The sequence below is a fragment of the Candidatus Poriferisodalis sp. genome (assembly GCF_965208895.1).
Lineage (GTDB): Bacteria > Actinomycetota > Acidimicrobiia > Acidimicrobiales > Poriferisodalaceae > Poriferisodalis.
In genome coordinates this window covers 286,256-300,844 of the sequence record NZ_OZ242363.1, presented here as the reverse complement: position 1 = coordinate 300,844, position 14,589 = coordinate 286,256, and the positions used below count along the sequence as shown (strand labels likewise).

14 protein-coding genes, 1 tRNA gene and 1 pseudogene are annotated in these 14,589 nt (G+C 66.5%); 8 read left to right on the top strand and 8 right to left on the bottom strand.

Annotation, left to right across the window (positions count from 1 at the left end; all coding sequences use genetic code 11):
• The first annotated feature begins 21 nt into the window (after positions 1-21).
• Together ACOGJB_RS01420 and ACOGJB_RS01415 are read left to right on the top strand one after the other, a co-directional pair.
• Positions 22-1,158: a DUF1295 domain-containing protein gene (locus ACOGJB_RS01420; protein ID WP_419839057.1), complete on the top strand. Its 1,137-nt coding sequence runs from the start codon at positions 22-24 to the stop codon at positions 1,156-1,158.
• Between the two features lie 39 nt (positions 1,159-1,197).
• The gene (locus ACOGJB_RS01415; RefSeq protein ID WP_419839056.1) at positions 1,198-2,331 is read left to right on the top strand and encodes a DUF1295 domain-containing protein; all 1,134 of its coding nucleotides are present in this window, start codon (positions 1,198-1,200) and stop codon (positions 2,329-2,331) included.
• A 23-nt stretch (positions 2,332-2,354) separates the two neighbouring features.
• On the opposite strand, the gene ACOGJB_RS01410 is transcribed toward ACOGJB_RS01415, so the two are convergent.
• Both ACOGJB_RS01410 and ACOGJB_RS01405 read right to left on the bottom strand, forming a co-directional pair.
• A tRNA-Val gene (locus ACOGJB_RS01410) sits at positions 2,355-2,428 on the bottom strand.
• Positions 2,429-2,449: 21 nt separating this feature from the next.
• The gene (locus tag ACOGJB_RS01405) at positions 2,450-3,199 is read right to left on the bottom strand and encodes an inositol monophosphatase family protein (protein ID WP_419839055.1); all 750 of its coding nucleotides are present in this window, start codon (positions 3,197-3,199) and stop codon (positions 2,450-2,452) included.
• Between the two features lie 132 nt (positions 3,200-3,331).
• Between ACOGJB_RS01405 and ACOGJB_RS01400 the strand changes: the two genes are divergently transcribed.
• From ACOGJB_RS01400 to ACOGJB_RS01380, 5 genes and pseudogenes are all read left to right on the top strand, one after another.
• The gene (locus tag ACOGJB_RS01400; protein ID WP_419839054.1) at positions 3,332-3,901 is read left to right on the top strand and encodes a hypothetical protein; all 570 of its coding nucleotides are present in this window, start codon (positions 3,332-3,334) and stop codon (positions 3,899-3,901) included.
• 142 nt (positions 3,902-4,043) lie between these two features.
• Positions 4,044-4,943: an SCO6745 family protein gene (locus tag ACOGJB_RS01395; RefSeq protein ID WP_419839053.1), complete on the top strand. Its 900-nt coding sequence runs from the start codon at positions 4,044-4,046 to the stop codon at positions 4,941-4,943.
• 6 nt (positions 4,944-4,949) lie between these two features.
• Positions 4,950-6,761, top strand: a pseudogene (locus ACOGJB_RS01390) (glutamine--tRNA ligase/YqeY domain fusion protein); the annotation flags it as partial.
• Between the two features lie 74 nt (positions 6,762-6,835).
• Positions 6,836-7,627, top strand: a complete 792-nt coding sequence (locus ACOGJB_RS01385; RefSeq protein ID WP_419839052.1) for an SDR family oxidoreductase — start codon at positions 6,836-6,838, stop codon at positions 7,625-7,627.
• A gap of 149 nt (positions 7,628-7,776) precedes the next feature.
• Positions 7,777-8,664, top strand: coding sequence for a TIGR03619 family F420-dependent LLM class oxidoreductase (locus ACOGJB_RS01380; RefSeq protein ID WP_419839051.1), 888 nt, complete (start codon positions 7,777-7,779; stop codon positions 8,662-8,664).
• 183 nt (positions 8,665-8,847) lie between these two features.
• Here ACOGJB_RS01380 and ACOGJB_RS01375 read toward each other — a convergent pair whose 3' ends face one another.
• The 6 genes from ACOGJB_RS01375 to ACOGJB_RS01350 all read right to left on the bottom strand — a co-directional run bounded on the left by ACOGJB_RS01375 (position 8,848) and on the right by ACOGJB_RS01350 (position 13,924).
• A complete protein-coding gene (locus tag ACOGJB_RS01375; protein WP_419839050.1) occupies positions 8,848-10,059 on the bottom strand; it encodes a thiolase family protein in 1,212 nt (403 codons plus the stop codon).
• A gap of 78 nt (positions 10,060-10,137) precedes the next feature.
• Positions 10,138-10,521 carry a Zn-ribbon domain-containing OB-fold protein gene (locus tag ACOGJB_RS01370; RefSeq protein ID WP_419840654.1) on the bottom strand — a complete coding sequence of 128 codons (384 nt, stop codon included), beginning with the start codon at positions 10,519-10,521 and terminating at the stop codon, positions 10,138-10,140.
• Between the two features lie 122 nt (positions 10,522-10,643).
• On the bottom strand, positions 10,644-11,321 hold the full coding sequence (locus ACOGJB_RS01365) for a nitroreductase family protein (RefSeq protein WP_419839049.1): 678 nt from the start codon (positions 11,319-11,321) through the stop codon (positions 10,644-10,646).
• Between the two features lie 46 nt (positions 11,322-11,367).
• Complete coding sequence (locus ACOGJB_RS01360; protein WP_419839048.1) at positions 11,368-12,033, bottom strand: hypothetical protein; 666 nt, start codon at positions 12,031-12,033, stop codon at positions 11,368-11,370.
• A gap of 147 nt (positions 12,034-12,180) precedes the next feature.
• Positions 12,181-12,672 carry a proteasome activator gene (locus ACOGJB_RS01355; protein WP_419839047.1) on the bottom strand — a complete coding sequence of 164 codons (492 nt, stop codon included), beginning with the start codon at positions 12,670-12,672 and terminating at the stop codon, positions 12,181-12,183.
• Between the two features lie 115 nt (positions 12,673-12,787).
• Positions 12,788-13,924, bottom strand: coding sequence for an alkaline phosphatase family protein (locus tag ACOGJB_RS01350; RefSeq protein ID WP_419839046.1), 1,137 nt, complete (start codon positions 13,922-13,924; stop codon positions 12,788-12,790).
• A gap of 197 nt (positions 13,925-14,121) precedes the next feature.
• On the opposite strand from ACOGJB_RS01350, the gene ACOGJB_RS01345 reads away from it, so the two are divergent.
• The gene (locus ACOGJB_RS01345) at positions 14,122-14,589 is read left to right on the top strand and encodes an RrF2 family transcriptional regulator (RefSeq protein WP_419839045.1); all 468 of its coding nucleotides are present in this window, start codon (positions 14,122-14,124) and stop codon (positions 14,587-14,589) included.

The window sequence follows — 14,589 nt, the reverse complement described above, 5'->3', positions numbered from 1 at the left end:
TGACGGGAAGGGCGTTCTCACATGATCGAATGGCTCGGCATCGACCATCTGTTTGAGTTATCCGGTGGCGAGGCGGTGTTGGGGTTCCTGACGCCGCTGATCGTCTGCGCCGCCGTCTTCGTTGCGCACATGATCCTGCCCGCCCGGCGGGTGACCGGCTACGCCACCAACCGCGAGACCGGCGAACCTCGCAGCTACCGGCTCAACGGCGTGCTGGTGTTCGCCTTGGCGCACGTCGTGTGGGCATTCGAGCTCACCGGCATGCCGCGCGACTGGTTCTACCGGTCGACCATGTACGCCATCTTGGGCGGGCTGATCACTGCCGTCATCGCGACGACCATCGTGGTGTTCAGCCAGCCCGAGGGCTCCCAGAAGAACCCCTTCTTGGCGTGGTGGTTCGGTCGTGCGCAAGAGATGCAGTTCTTCAACAACCGCTTCGACCTCAAGATGTACTTCTACATCGTCGGCGGCACGATGCTGTCGCTCAACGCGTGGTCCGGGGCGGCGTGGCACATCGACGCAGTCGACGATGTCAACCCCGGCTTGATCCTCTACGTCGCCATCAACTCCTTCTACGTCTTCGACTACTTCGTGTGGGAACGGGTGCAGCTCTACACCTACGACCTCATCCACGAGAACGTCGGATTCAAGCTCGTGTGGGGCGGGCCGTTCGTATGGGGCTGGATGTTCGTGCTGCCGCTGTGGGGCTTGGCGCCCGTCGCCGATCCCGGATTCTCCGGCGGTCCGATGTACTTCTGGCTGATCGGCTGCGCCGCACTGTTCCTGGTGGGCTGGACGATCTCTCGCGGCTCGAACATGCAGAAGTACACGTTCAAGCGCTGGCCTGAGCGGAAGTTCCTCGGCATCTTCGAGCCGGAGGTGATCGAAGCCGGCGACCGCAAGATCTTGTGCAGCGGGTTCTGGGGCAAGGCAAGGCACTTCGGCTACTTCGGCGAAGGCCTGTACGGAATTTCCGTGGCGCTGGTATTCGGGCACTTCACCAACCTGTGGTCTTGGACATATGTGGTGATGATCGTGACCTTCTTCGTTCCTCGCCAGTTCGAGGACGACAGGCAATGCGCCGAGAAGTACGGCGAAGAGAAGTGGGCTGAATACCAGGCCCGAGTTCCCTACCGGATCATCCCGGGCATCTTCTAGAGGCGGTCGGCTGCCCCGGCAGCGGAAAGGAAGCCAGCGATGTTCGAATGGCTCGGCATAGAGCACTTGGTCGAGCTGACTGCGGGCGAGGCGGTGCTGGGGTTTTTCACACCGCTGCTCGTGTTCGTCGCCTTCTTCGTGCTGCAGATGGTGCTGCCCGGAAAGCGCGTCCCCGGCTACGTCGTCGACCCCAAGACCGGCCAGCCCCGCAGCTACCGGCTCAACGGCTTGGCAGTGTTCGTCGTGGCCCAGGCGCTGTGGTGGTTCGAGCTCACGGGCATGCCGCGCGACTGGTTCTACCGTTCGTCGCTGTACGCCGTGGCCGGCGGCACGGTGCTGGCCGTCGTCATGACCCTGGTGGCTGTGTTCACCCAGCCCGAAGGCGACGTCAAGAACAAGTTTCTGGCGTGCTGGTTCGGGCGCGCCCCCGAGATGCAGTTCTTCAACGGCCGCATCGATCTCAAGATGTACTTCTACATCGTCGGCGGCACGATGCTGTCGCTGAATGCCTTCTCGGGCGCGGCCTGGCACTACGACAACTTCGACGACCCGAACCCGGGCGCCTGGCTCTTCGCGGCGTTCTTCACGTTCTACGTGTTCGACTACTTCGTGTTCGAACGAGTGCAGCTGTACACCTACGACATCATCTACGAGCGCCTCGGCTTCAAGATGTTCTGGGGTGCGCTCATCGTCTACGGCTGGATGTTCATCATCCCGATGTGGGGCATGGCCGCGCATGTCGACCCCCCGCACGCAGGCGCCTGGCGGTATCTCTGGCTGATCGTGACGCCAGCGCTGTTCGTCGTGGGCTGGTGCATCAGCCGTGGCGCCAACATGCAGAAGTACACGTTCAAGCGATGGCCTGAGCGCGCCTTCCTGGGCATCAGGCCAGAGATCATCGAGGCCGGCGAGCGCAAGATCCTGTGCAGCGGCTTTTGGGGCGCATCCCGGCATCCCAACTATCTGGGCGAGGGCTTCTACGGACTGGCCCTCGCCTTGAGCTGGGGCCACCTCGGCAACCTGTGGGCGTGGGTCTATTTCGGTTACGTCCTCGCTTTGTTCACCTACCGCCAGATGGACGACGACAAGCGCTGCGCTGAAAAATACGGCCCCGACAAGTGGGCGGAGTACCAGCGGCGGGTGCCCTACCGGATCATTCCGCGCATCTACTGAGCGGACCTGCCGGGGCGCTGGGGTGGGCGCTGCAGGACTCGAACCTGCGACCCCCTCCTTGTAAGGGAGGTGCTCTCGCCAGCTGAGCTAAGCGCCCCCGTCGGCCCGGTCTCGCAGGCTACCGGCGGTCCCGCTGGCCGGAGCCGTCGAGCAAGCTCGCAAGCTGCGCTGTACTGGCGGCGATGGGCCCTCGGCGCTCGCCGTGGCTGAGGTGAAACAGTTCTTTGTCGTCGGCCTCGCCGGTCCATGCTCCTGCCTCATCGCAGATCAGGATGCCTGCGGCGTAATCCCAGACGCCGTGGTTGGAGTTGAGGTCGATGTAGCCGTCGAGGCGGCCGCAGGCGACCGCACACAGATCCAGCGCCGCCGAGCCGAGTACCCGAACCTGCCAGACCCGCAGTTCGGGGCCGGGACGTCCCGACACGCCGATGACGGCCCGCTCTCCGGTCTCGCGACCGCTGGGGCTGATCGGGTGGCCATTCCGGTGTGCGCCGCCGTCGGCTGTGGCCGTGAACTCCTCGCCCGACACGAGGTGGCGCACGAGACCCGCCACCGGTGTGAGCCCGTCGACGACACAGAGGCTGACGCAGTAGTGCGGGATGCCCCGTGAGGCGTTGGTGGAGCCGTCGACTGGATCGACGATGACCGTTTCGTCGCCCGAGCCAGAGCGCAGGCCGGACTCCTCGCTCAGCACACCCACGCCTGCCGCGTCGAGCACATCGAGCGCTGCTGCGTCGGCGATCTGGTCCAGCGCATATTGATCGGGACGGTCACCACCGTCATGCCAGCGATCGAACGTGCTGAGCGATGCCTGCACCGCGTCGGCGGTCTCTTGCAGCAGGCCGAGCCAGTCGCCGACGGCCGTCATCGGGCGGAGGCTACCGACGGTTTGCTCGGCTGTTCTGGCATCGACAGCCACGCTTGCAGTATTCGGTCGAGCCGTGCCGTTCGGGGCTATAGCCTCCGCGCATCATCTCAGCGCCGCGTGGGGGGCATCCCGATGGCAGCGATCGACATCACCGGCTACGTGGCAAGTCTGAAGGACCATGCGCACGCGCATGGGTTCCACATCCACGACGAGCGCCAGTTCATCGAGACCTACAGCCTGCGTCAGACCTGGGAAATCGACCTTCATCCAGCGGAAGCCTGCGGCGGCCCGCTCGACCTGCACCTCACGCTCGAAGCCGACCCGCGGACGCTCCTGTCGTTCGAGGACGTGCTGTGGGCAACGCCTGAGAACGATCTGCCTCCCGACGAATTCTGGCTGCCGCTGATCTTCACGTGGGCCCTGCCGCCGCTGGACCACAGCCCCGACATGCTGGTGCTGGCCACCGACCTGGCGGGTCTGGGCGGCACAGCCCTGCCGGTGGAGGTGTCCGCCATCGACTCGCTCACCTCGGTGACCGACCCGGCCAGGCGGACGCTGATGATCGTGGCCCGCCGGGAACTGTCGCTCCAGGCGCTGCTGCAGGGCGAAGACGACATGTGCGGCCCGTTCGACCTGTGCACCAAGATCTGCGACTACCTGCTGCACCACGCGAACGACTGGTACGACGAAGTACCCGCATAGCGCCGTTGCCTTGAGACGCTGCGGTATGGCTGAGCGCGCCATACCATTGCGCCGACCGCGAGCGGCCCAACCAACACTGCCCGGGCCCGGGCAGCGGACGCCCGCCCAGATCGCACCGCGTCGTGCAGCCGAGGAGTTCCCCATGGGCGAGATTCCACGTACCGAAGACCGCCGCAGCCCCATCCGGCGGATGGGCCGCACGGTCGAGCCCATCCACACCGTCGCGTACTACTCACCGGAGATCTACGGATTCAACGACGACGGCTTCAAGGGGTGGTGGCATGCCTACTTCGCGTACCGCTCAGCCCCCATGGGCAGGGTCAGCGCTGCAACCGTGACCGCGGTGTTTTACAACTTCGCCCCGCGCATGGTGGAACGAGCAGTGCCGGGCTGCTGGGACATCATGGAACCCGACGCCGTTCGTGCCCGCCAACTCGAGTTCACGACGGCCTCGATGCAGCGGGCCTTGGGCGAGTACCCAGACCCCGACGACATCGGGGCGGCGGCGGCTGCGCTGCGCAGCTTTGCAGGCGATCTGCCCATCGGTGCACGCCCCCTGTACGCGGGCTGGGCATCGGAACCGTGGCCGAGCGACAGCACTGGCGGCGGTGACGTCATGGACCTCTGGCACGGCTGCACGCTGCTGCGCGAGTTCCGCTTCGACGCCCACAACATCGCCCTCGCCGCCGGTGACCTCGACCCCGTCGAGTGCCACGTGATGATGACCACCGGTGGCCATGGCAACGGTGCAACCATCCAGAAGATCCGCGGCTGGAGCGCCGAAGAGTGGGACGCGGCGTGCCGACGGCTCATTGATCGGGGATGGATCACTGCTGAGGGCGAGCAGACGCCCGAAGGCAACGCTGCGCGCCGAGCCGTCGAACACGACACCGACCGGCTGTCGTCAGATGCGGCCGATGCGTTGCCGCCAGGCGATCTCGACGCACTTCTGGAACGGCTCGAGCGCATCACGGGCTACCTGGTGGAGACCGGCATCGTGGCGGGTGTCTGGCCGCCTCCCCACGTCACCGTCGCAGCCTGAGGTCCCGTGCCTGAGCGAACCGGGCCCGCCAGCGCTGCCGCCTCCCCGAGCGAGTCGCCCGATGGCGGCGGGCGCGATTTCATTCGCGATCAGGTCGTCGACGACCTGGGGTCGCACCGCTTCGACGGCAGGGTCCAGACCCGCTTCCCGCCGGAACCGAATGGGTATCTCCACATCGGGCACGCCAAGGCGATCTGCTTGGACTTCACCGTGGCCTCCGAATTCGGCGGCCGCTGCTTTCTGCGCTTCGACGACACCAATCCCGCAACCGAGAGTCCCGAGTACGTCGACGCCATCGTCGACGACGTGCGGTGGCTCGGCTTCGAGCCCGACGAGATCCGCTACGCATCGGACTACTTCGCACAGCTCTACGAGTGGGCTGAGCATCTGATCGAGCGGGGTCTGGCCTACGTCGACGATCAGGACGCAGCGACCATCTCGGCGGGGCGGGGAGGCTTCGGCCGCCCAGGCACCGAGAGCCCGCACCGCGCCCGGCCGGCCCCGGAGAACCTGCGCCTCTTCCGCGAGATGGCTGCCGGCCAGCATCCCGAAGGCAGCCGCGTGCTGCGTGCCCGCATCGACATGGGGCACGAGAACATGCAGCTGCGCGACCCGGTGATGTACCGCATCCGCCATGCTCACCACTACCGCAGCGGCGATCGCTGGTGCATCTACCCCACCTACGACTGGGCACACGGCCAGAGCGATGCCATCGAGGGCGTCACCCATTCGCTGTGCACGCTGGAGTTCCGCGACAACCGTGCGCTGTACGACTGGTACCTGGAGCACCTGCCGCTGGCCGATCTGGGTTACGACGGCGACCGCCCGCATCAGACCGAGTTCGCCCGCCTGGAGCTGACCCGCACGATCACGTCCAAGCGGATCCTGCGCCGTCTCGTGGAGGGCGACTATGTCGACGGCTGGGACGACCCCCGGCTGCCGACGCTGCGAGCGCTGCGCCGACGTGGCTATCCCCCCTCAGCGATCCGGGAGTTTTGCGCGTTCATCGGGGTGGCACGCACCAACAGCCGCCACGCCCCGGAGCTGTTGGAGTCGTTCGTACGCACCGAGCTCAACGCGACGGCCCCACGGCGCATGGCTGTATTGAGGCCGCTGAAGCTGGTGATCACCAATTGGCCCACCGGCGACGACGGGACGCCGGTCACCGAGTATCGAGAGGTGGTCAACAACCCGGAAGATCCATCGGCGGGCACCCGCCAAGTGCCATTCAGCGGGACGTTGTGGATCGAGCACGAGGACTTCCGGCTGGAAGCGCCGCCAAAGTACTTCCGGCTCACGCCAGGTCGCGAGGTGCGGCTGCGTGCTGGCTACTTCGTTCGCTGTGTTGACACTGTGACCGACGCCGACGGGCACGTCACCGAAGTGCACTGCACCTATGACCCCGAGACTTCGGGCGGCCAGGCCCCAGACGGTCGCAAGGTCAAGGCCACCATCCACTGGGTCAGCGCCGACCACGCCGTGCCGATCGAAGCCGCTCTGTACGAACGGCTCTTCGATGCCGAGCTTCCGGGCGAGCGCACCGACGATCCCCTCGATGATCTGCATCCGAACTCACGAGAATTGTGCGCCGGCGTCGCCGAGCCCGCCATCGCCGATGTCTCTCCCGGTGAAGTGGTCCAATTCGAGCGCCTCGGCTACTTCTGCGCCGACGGCGACAACCCGGTTGCCGGCGGCGATCCGGGCTCCGTCGGCGCCGACGAACCCGGCAACGCTGCACGCCCAACCGACGACGTTCCTCCGCTGTTCCATCGCACCGTCGGCTTGCGTGACGAATGGGCGAACATTCAGAAGCGGCAGCGGCAGGCTGCTGGCGGCGCTGGCTCCGCACGGCAGGGCCGCACCGCAGATCCGATCGACTCAGGAGGCGGCAGGTGAGCGAACCCGAGGAAACCGCAGCTGCAGACACCGCCGATACACGCCCCTCTGGCCGGGTGGCGATCGTGACCGGCGGCGGAACCGGCATCGGTCGAGCGTGCGCGCTCGCACTCTCCGAGGCCGGCTGGCAGATGGTCGTGTGCGGTCGCCGCCGTGAACTGCTCGACGAGGTGGCGGAGCAATGCACGAGTGAGGTCGTAGCCGTCACCGTCGACGTCTCAGCTCCCGAACAGGTCGACGCACTCTTCGCCGCAGCCACCGACCGGTTCGGCCGGGTCGACCTTCTGTTCAACAACGCCGGCATGGGCACCCGTCCCGTGCCGGTGGATGAGCTGCCGATTGCCGACTGGATGGCCACGGTCGGGGTGAACCTGACCGGTTCGTGGCTGTGCGCTCGTGCAGCATTCGCCCAGATGAAGCGTCAGCGGCCCTCGGGCGGGCGGATCATCAACAACGGCTCGGTGTCGGCACAGACACCGCGACCGCACTCGTCCCCGTACACCGCCACCAAACACGCGATTACCGGGCTGACCAAAGCCCTGTCGTTGGAAGGCCGCGACCACGGCATCACCGTCGGGCAGATCGACATTGGCAACGCCGAGTCGCCCCTGACGGCACCGATGGCCACGGGCGTCCCCCAAGCCGATGGCAGCATCCGAGCCGAACCCTTGATGGATGTCGACGACGTGGCCCGAGCCGTGCTGTACATGGCAGAGCTGCCCGCAGACACCAACGTGCTCACCATGACCGTCATGGCCAACGGCATGCCCTTGGTCGGTCGCGGCTGAGTGCCTCAACGGATAGTGCACAGATGTCATAGCTGTGGGAGCGGCAGGAGACTCTGCGACGTTGCGACCGGCTGGATCGCGGGAGCAGAGGGTCATGCCGCTCCCGCAGCGGGCGCACGCACCCGCTGCGGCTCCTTAAGCTGCGCGCCATGAAATTTGGGTATCTGACGGGAAATCACTACGGCGGCATCGATCCAGGCGATCTGGCCCAAGAACTCGAAGAACGGGGCTACTACTCGGTCTGGTACCCCGAGCACACACACATCCCGACGTCTCGCGAGAGCCCGTACCCCAACGGCGGCCAACTGCCAGGCACCTACCTCCACATGATGGACCCGTTCGTCTCCATCGGCGTCGCAGCCGCACGCACGTCGACGATCAAGCTCGGCACCGGTGTCTGCCTCATCCTGCAGCACGACCTCATCGACCTCGCCCGCACCGTGGCCTCAGCCGACGTGTTGTCGGACGGTCGCGTCGTGCTCGGCATCGGCGTCGGCTGGAACCGCGAGGAACTGGCCGATCATCGGCCCGACATGCCGTTCCGCCAGCGCTATGGCGCCATGCGAGAGCGTGTCGCAGCCATGCGATCGATCTGGGAGAACGACCCGGTGCCGGCCCACGACGGCCGCTGGGACGCTCACAGCGAGTCGTGGATCTATCCCAAGCCGGCAAACGGCGCTGTCCCGGTGGCGCTCGGCAATGCCGGGCCACTCGGTATCCAGCATGCAGCGGAGTACGCCGACGAATGGTGCCCCATCGACGTCGGCGTCATGAACGTCACCGGCAAGCCCGACGTCACCGGCGGCATCGAGCGATTCCGTCGCTTGGCAGCCGAGGCAGGTCGCGACGATGCCAATGACATCCCGATCACGCTCTACATCTGGGGCAGGCCCAGGCTGGACCGGTTGGAGGCCTACGCCGACGCAGGCGTGAGCCAGTTCGTGTTCACACCCGTCAACTTCGACCTGCCTTCAGCAGACGAGACACTGCGCTACCTCGACGACCTGACACCGACGCTCGAAGCGTTCGAAAACTAAGTCTCGCTGCCGCCTTCGACGAAGTAGAGTGCCGCAGAGGCCAGCCTCAGCCGGGTGGCCGAGTCTGAGAAGGCGCTTCACCCGGAGAGGCTGGCCCTCTCGCGAACGTAGTGACAGCCTCGCTCTTGTGCCTAACGAATTTCGCCGCATTTCACACAGAGTTGCAGGCAGCTCAGGATGCGACTAGAGGCCGGAGCGCTCCAGGATGTGCACTCCGCAGCTCGAACCGAGGCCGATCACGTGGGCCAGGCCGACCTTGGCGTCGGGTACCTGGCGGTCGCCGGCTTCGCCTCGTACGTGGGTGGCAACCTCGAACAGATTGGCCACGCCCGTCGCACCGATCGGGTGCCCCTTCGACAGCAGCCCGCCGGACACGTTGACCGGGATCTCCCCGTCGCGCCACGGACCGCCCTTGTCGATCCACTCGCCGGCGCCGCCTGGCTCGCACAGCCGCAGGTTGTCGTAGTGCCGCAGCTCGGCGGTCGCGAAGCAGTCGTGCAGCTCCACGAGGTCGAGTTCTGCCGGATCGACGCCGGAGGCCTCGTACGCCTCGTCGGCAGCGTTGCGCGTCAGCGTGTTGACATCGGGCTGCACCTGGCAGCCCTCGGTCCACGGATCTGAGGTCAGCACCGAGGCCGAGACCTTGACGGCTCGTCGCTGCTGCTCACGAGACAGCGTCTTCAGCTTCTCGTCGGAGACCAGCACGACCGCCGCCGAGCCGTCGCCGGTCGGGCAGCACATCAGCAGGGTGTTCGGGTAGGCGATGACCTCGGAGCCCATCACCTCGTCCAGCGAGAATGCCTTGCGGTATTGCGCCAGCGGGTTCAGCGTCGAATGCTCGTGGTTCTTCTGCGCCACCTTGGCGAACTGCTCGAAACCGACGCCGTCGTTCTCGTAGGCGTACTCCATGCCGGCCTGCGCAAAGACTCCGGGCATCATGTTGGTGCCTAGGCGGCCTTCGACGCCCACCACGGAGCCGAAGCGACCCTTGCGCTCGAACACCTGCTTGTCGGAGCGGGCGGCCCGATCGCCACCGAGCATGCCCATCTTGCCCATCTGCTCGACGCCCACTGCGAGGCCCATCTGCGCCTCGCCCGCCTTGATCGCCATCATCACGGTGCGCACTGCCGTAGCGCCGGTGGCGCAGGCGTTGGCCACGTTGAAAACGGGGATGCCGGTCTGCCCGATCTGCTTCTGAAGGCGCTGGCCGACGCCGCCATTCGCTTCGTACAGACAGCCTGCGGCCAGCACGTCCATGTCGGCCATGGTCACCCCGCCGTCATCGAGCGCCCCGAGCGAGGCCTGTGCGGCGAGGTCGATCAGGTCTTTGTCGGCGTAGCGACCGAACTTGGTCATGGATGTGCCGAGAATCCAGACGGGATCTTGGTTGCTCATGGCTGCTCTCTTTCGGTGATCTGGTTCTTGGTGAATGGTGCTCAGGTCAGATGCTGTGGTGGTTGCCGGGGCGGAGGTTCACGCGGCCTCAGGCTCGTAGCCGAAGGCGACAGCTTCGACGCCGTCGTCGTCTGTCGCGGTCACATAGGTGGCGAGACGAACACGCATCCCGAGTGTCACTTTGGAGGGCTCGGGCTCGACGTTGATGATGTTGCTCTTGACACGCCCGCCCCCGTCGAGATCCACGACAGCCGATACGTACGGTGCAGGCACTCCCCGAGCTGCACGGTGCACGATGGTGAAGGTCCGTACCGAACCGGTGTTGGCGAGCCGTGACGCCGTGAACTCCCGCGCCCCGCACGCCGCGCAGGCATTGCGTCGATCGAAGTAGGTGACCCCGCACGCATCGCAGACGTTTGCCACCAGGTGAGGGTCGTTGCCGAGGTGCAGGTATTCCACCATCGAGATCTGGCTCGGTGGATCATTGTTCGGCGCGCTCTCGTCGGCCACTTCAGCGATCCTCCCGCGTCGAGCCACATGCTGCGGCCTGCGCCATCTCAGCACAGCCGTAGCGCAGAAACTTATCAGTGACCCAGCCAGCGGCCCCGGTGCACCACGGGCCGGTCGGCAACGGTGCCGTCGGCGGCGGCGGGGTCCGGTTCGGCGCCGAACAGCGGGCGTCGCGGGCGCTTCTCACTGGCCGCATGCCCACCCGCAGCCTCCGCGGATCGATCCGGCCATCCCATTGCAATCACGCCGATCGGCTGGTGCGACGCGGGAACCCCGAGGGCGCCCGCGACCGCATCGGCGTGTTCGAACATCCCGAAGAAGAGCACGCCGAGGCCCTCGTCGATCGCGGCGTACTGCAGTGCCATCGCGGCAAATGCTGAGTCCACCGTCCAGTACGGCGTCGCCCACGCCCCAGCGTCGCTGCCGAGGCCGGTCGGTGCTTTGTCGGGTTCGCCATATCGCTCGACGTACGCGCTGGGATCCGCCCAGACAGTGACGAGCACCGGGCAGGCGAGCAGGCTTGCCCACCGAAAGCCCTCCCGCCGGTCTGGGGGCATCGCGGCGTCCCAGTAGCGCGCCGTCTCGTCGGGGCCTCGAAGCACGACGAAGTCGAAACCCTGGGCATTACCGGCCGAGGGGACCCGCCGAGCGGCGTCGAGCACATGTGCGAGCAGCGGCTCGTCAACGGGATCGGCCAGGAAATGCCGGGTCATCCGTCGCCTGCGGGCGAGTTCGCTGAAGGCTCCGGTCACCAGCGCACGTGCTCGGCTCAGCCCCAGACCCGCAGGGTCCAGAGCGCTACAGCAGCTTCGCGAGGTCTTCGCGGCTGGCCCATCCGAACGCGATGAGTGCGTCGCCGTTCGCGGTGTCGAATCCGTCGAAGATGTCGATCAGTGTCGGATCGAGCTTCTCGGGCCGGGGAGCGGTGTGGTTCAGCACAAACGACGGCCCGCCGTCTCCGTACACCTTGAACTCGCGAGCCTTGTACTCGCCCTGCACGTCGAAGCGCTTCGCCAGCCGACGTCCCCATGCGCGGTCCTCGCCGTTGGGCTCGTAGCCCGGACGCGGCACCACCCGATCAAGCGGCTTGAACGCCGTGAAGGCTGCAGCGTCGGCCATCTGGCACGCCACCAGCACGTCCTCGTCGGGGAACGCCAGAACGGCTCGCCGAAGCTGATCGGTCATCATCGACCGCAACGCGCTGTCGCGGCGGGCGGAACGCCGCGTGGCGCCGGCACCCATCAGCACCGTCGGATCGCCGCCGACCCGCTCGAGCGTGCAGAAGCCGTAGGCGGCCAGCTTGGTGCCGTCTCGCACGTGGGTGACGAGCACCCAGGCGTCTCGCTGCTTGGACAGATGCCCAACGTCGAAGTGAACGTTCTCGCCGCTGACCAGTTCGGCCATCTCGGAGATCTCAGCATCGCTGAGTGCCGTGCAGTCCTTTGTCTCAACCTCGAGCGCCATGTGGTTCTCGCCCCCTGCGATGCTTGCTGGCCGATCCTCCGGTGGCCGGCCAATCCAATCCTTCAGTGCTTGTTCAATGCGCGTGCGCACCCGGAGGCCTGACGATGCCAAGCGTGCGGCGGTTGCCGCCGGCCGACTTCGCCCCGGTCACAGATAGACACCGCCACGCTCGGCCCCACGAGGCTGTTGCGGTTGACCGCCCGCCTCGAGGGCGTTGCCTCGCATGCTGCGCAACTGCCGCTCGGCCATCATCTGCTGTGCCGAGACCGCCGCCTGGATGCCGTGGAACAGCCCCTCGAGCCATCCCACGAGCTGAGCCTGCGCGATGCGCAGCTCAGGTCCCGACGGGATGTCGTCGTCCAATGGCAGCACAAGTCGGTTCAGCTCATCTGCGAGCGGTTCGGACAAGGCAGTCGCCAGCTCGTCGACTGACAGGTGATACACGTCTCTCATGCGGTCGCGACCTGCTTCGTCGAGTTCCGCGTGGCGGACTTCTTCCAGCAGCTTCCGGATCATGCCGCCGATGCGCATGAGCTTCGCCGGTTCAGGAACGAAAGGCTCGTCGACATCGTCTTCTGTGAATGGTCCGCCATCCAGCAGCTCACCCTGTTCTGGGTCTTGAACCGAATCGCCAACCACCACCAAAATGCTATCTGGCAAGAAATCCATCGCCCCCGGCCCAGAGTGCTCCCGCCCGCATAGACACTGGCGCAAACGTGGCGAGGCCGTGCCGCCCGGGCCGCTTGGGACCGGCTTACATCAGCGCGAAGGGAACCAGCATCTCCTCCGAGGTCAGGCCTCCGTGACGGCCGATGAGCGGGTGATGCGGCTGGTCCTCGTCGGGCATCGTGAACGCCTGCAGGCCCCGGGGCACGAGCGCGACATCGCCGAGCCGGCGTCGGGCTGCCTCGGTGACATGGCGACCCAGCCACCGTTCGTCCAGCACCTGCTCCACGGGGGCGGCCTCGGCGATATCGGCGTAGCGCTCACAAGAAGCGACGAGTTCAGATGCGGCACCCGTACAAGCGTGCAGCCACAGCATTCTGGCTTCGCCGGACCAACCGTCGGTGAGTTCGGTGACTTCTGGGTCGATCATGATCGGAGGCTCGGAGACTTCGACAACACCATGATCAGCGGTGACGATCAACGGGATCTCGTCGCTCACATCGGTGCGCAGCGCGACGGCCAGACGTTCCACTCCGGCGAGGGCAGAGCGGTAACGGTCGCCCAAACCAAATTCGTGAGCGACCTTGTCCAGCGTGTCGTAGTAGGCGAATACGAGCTGAAAGCCCTCGTCGACCGCACCCCGCACACACTCCACGATGGCGGCGACATCGCGCCATCCACGCATTGAGCCGCCGCGGAGGTGTGCAGCGCTGAACCCGCTGTCGCGGAACTCCGAGCGTGTCACTACCGCCACCGGCTGACCGCAGAAGGGCTCAACGGGCTGCAGCTCGTCGGGCGGCAGCTCAACTCGGACGTCGCGCCCGCCAGCGCGCCAACGAAGCGCATTGAGCAGTCCCAGCGAGGTCGGAATGCGATAGCCGACAAGCCCATGCTCGCCGGGTGCTGCCCCTGTGGCCAGCGACGTCAGGGCAGTCGCGGTCGTGCTCGGAGCAACAGTGGTGACCGGCGAGGTCGCGTCGCTCGCTGCGGCAAGCGACGGTGCCAGCGAGCGATGACGGTGCAGCTGGTGCCATCCGAGCCCGTCCACGACGAACAGGACGACAGTGCGCGCCGCAGCGACCGCATCGTCGATGAGTTCGGTTGCCACGCCGGCGAGCAGACCTGGCGCCACGCCCGTGATGCAGCGGCCGTCGTATGCCGGCAGGATGCGATCAAGGACCAATGGCTCGCTGTCCGCTTCGAGGTCGGTGGCGACGGCTTCCATGACGCCGACCCTAAGGACTCGACCGGGTAGGCACAGATGCCATAGCGTTGGAGGCGGCAGGAGACTCTGCGACGTTGCGACCTGCTGGATCGCGGGAGCAGAGGGTTCTGCCGCCTCCAACGCGGGCGCACCTACCCGCGCCGCTCCTCAGAGGCTGAGCCGATAGGCGCAGCCGCGGCTGGGGCTACGCTGCCATCGTGGCGGTCTCGACGCGGGGAGACTACGCAAGCCGCGCGTTGCTGTCCCTGGTCCTCAACGACAACGGCCGACCGACATCGGTGCGCGACATTGCGGAGCGCACCGGCCTGCCCCAGCCATACCTCGAGCAGATCTTGCTCGCGCTCAAGGGGGCCGGCCTGGTTCGATCGAAGCGCGGAGTCGGCGGCGGCTACGTGATGGCCCGTGACCCGGCCGACGTCACGATCGGGATGATCGTGCGGGCTGTCGACGGTCCGATAGCCCTCGGCGACTTCGGCCAGCCCCATCAAGACGGCGCCTGCGATCACGAAGGGCAATGTGTGCTGCTCGCGATCTGGGACTCGGTCGGCCATCGCATGCGCGCCGAGCTGGACTCCTACAGCCTCGCCGCCGTTGCGGAGGTGGCCCGGGGACTCGCGCCGTGGCCAGCGGCTGCCGTCGAGACGCTCGAGCCCCCCGGCCGCTGA

Excerpts from the sequence above, each read along its gene's own strand:
- ACOGJB_RS01350 (WP_419839046.1), bottom strand. The coding sequence starts at position 13,924 with ATGGAAGCCGTCGCCACCGACCTCGAAGCGGACAGCGAGCCATTGGTC.
- ACOGJB_RS01405 (WP_419839055.1), bottom strand. The coding sequence starts at position 3,199 with ATGACGGCCGTCGGCGACTGGCTCGGCCTGCTGCAAGAGACCGCCGAC.
- ACOGJB_RS01400 (WP_419839054.1), top strand. The coding sequence starts at position 3,332 with ATGGCAGCGATCGACATCACCGGCTACGTGGCAAGTCTGAAGGACCAT.
- ACOGJB_RS01375 (WP_419839050.1), bottom strand. The coding sequence starts at position 10,059 with ATGAGCAACCAAGATCCCGTCTGGATTCTCGGCACATCCATGACCAAG.
- ACOGJB_RS01380 (WP_419839051.1), top strand. The coding sequence starts at position 7,777 with ATGAAATTTGGGTATCTGACGGGAAATCACTACGGCGGCATCGATCCA.
- ACOGJB_RS01395 (WP_419839053.1), top strand. The coding sequence starts at position 4,044 with ATGGGCGAGATTCCACGTACCGAAGACCGCCGCAGCCCCATCCGGCGG.
- ACOGJB_RS01420 (WP_419839057.1), top strand. The coding sequence starts at position 22 with ATGATCGAATGGCTCGGCATCGACCATCTGTTTGAGTTATCCGGTGGC.
- ACOGJB_RS01415 (WP_419839056.1), top strand. The coding sequence starts at position 1,198 with ATGTTCGAATGGCTCGGCATAGAGCACTTGGTCGAGCTGACTGCGGGC.
- ACOGJB_RS01370 (WP_419840654.1), bottom strand. The coding sequence starts at position 10,521 with ATGGTGGAATACCTGCACCTCGGCAACGACCCTCACCTGGTGGCAAAC.
- ACOGJB_RS01360 (WP_419839048.1), bottom strand. The coding sequence starts at position 12,033 with ATGGCGCTCGAGGTTGAGACAAAGGACTGCACGGCACTCAGCGATGCT.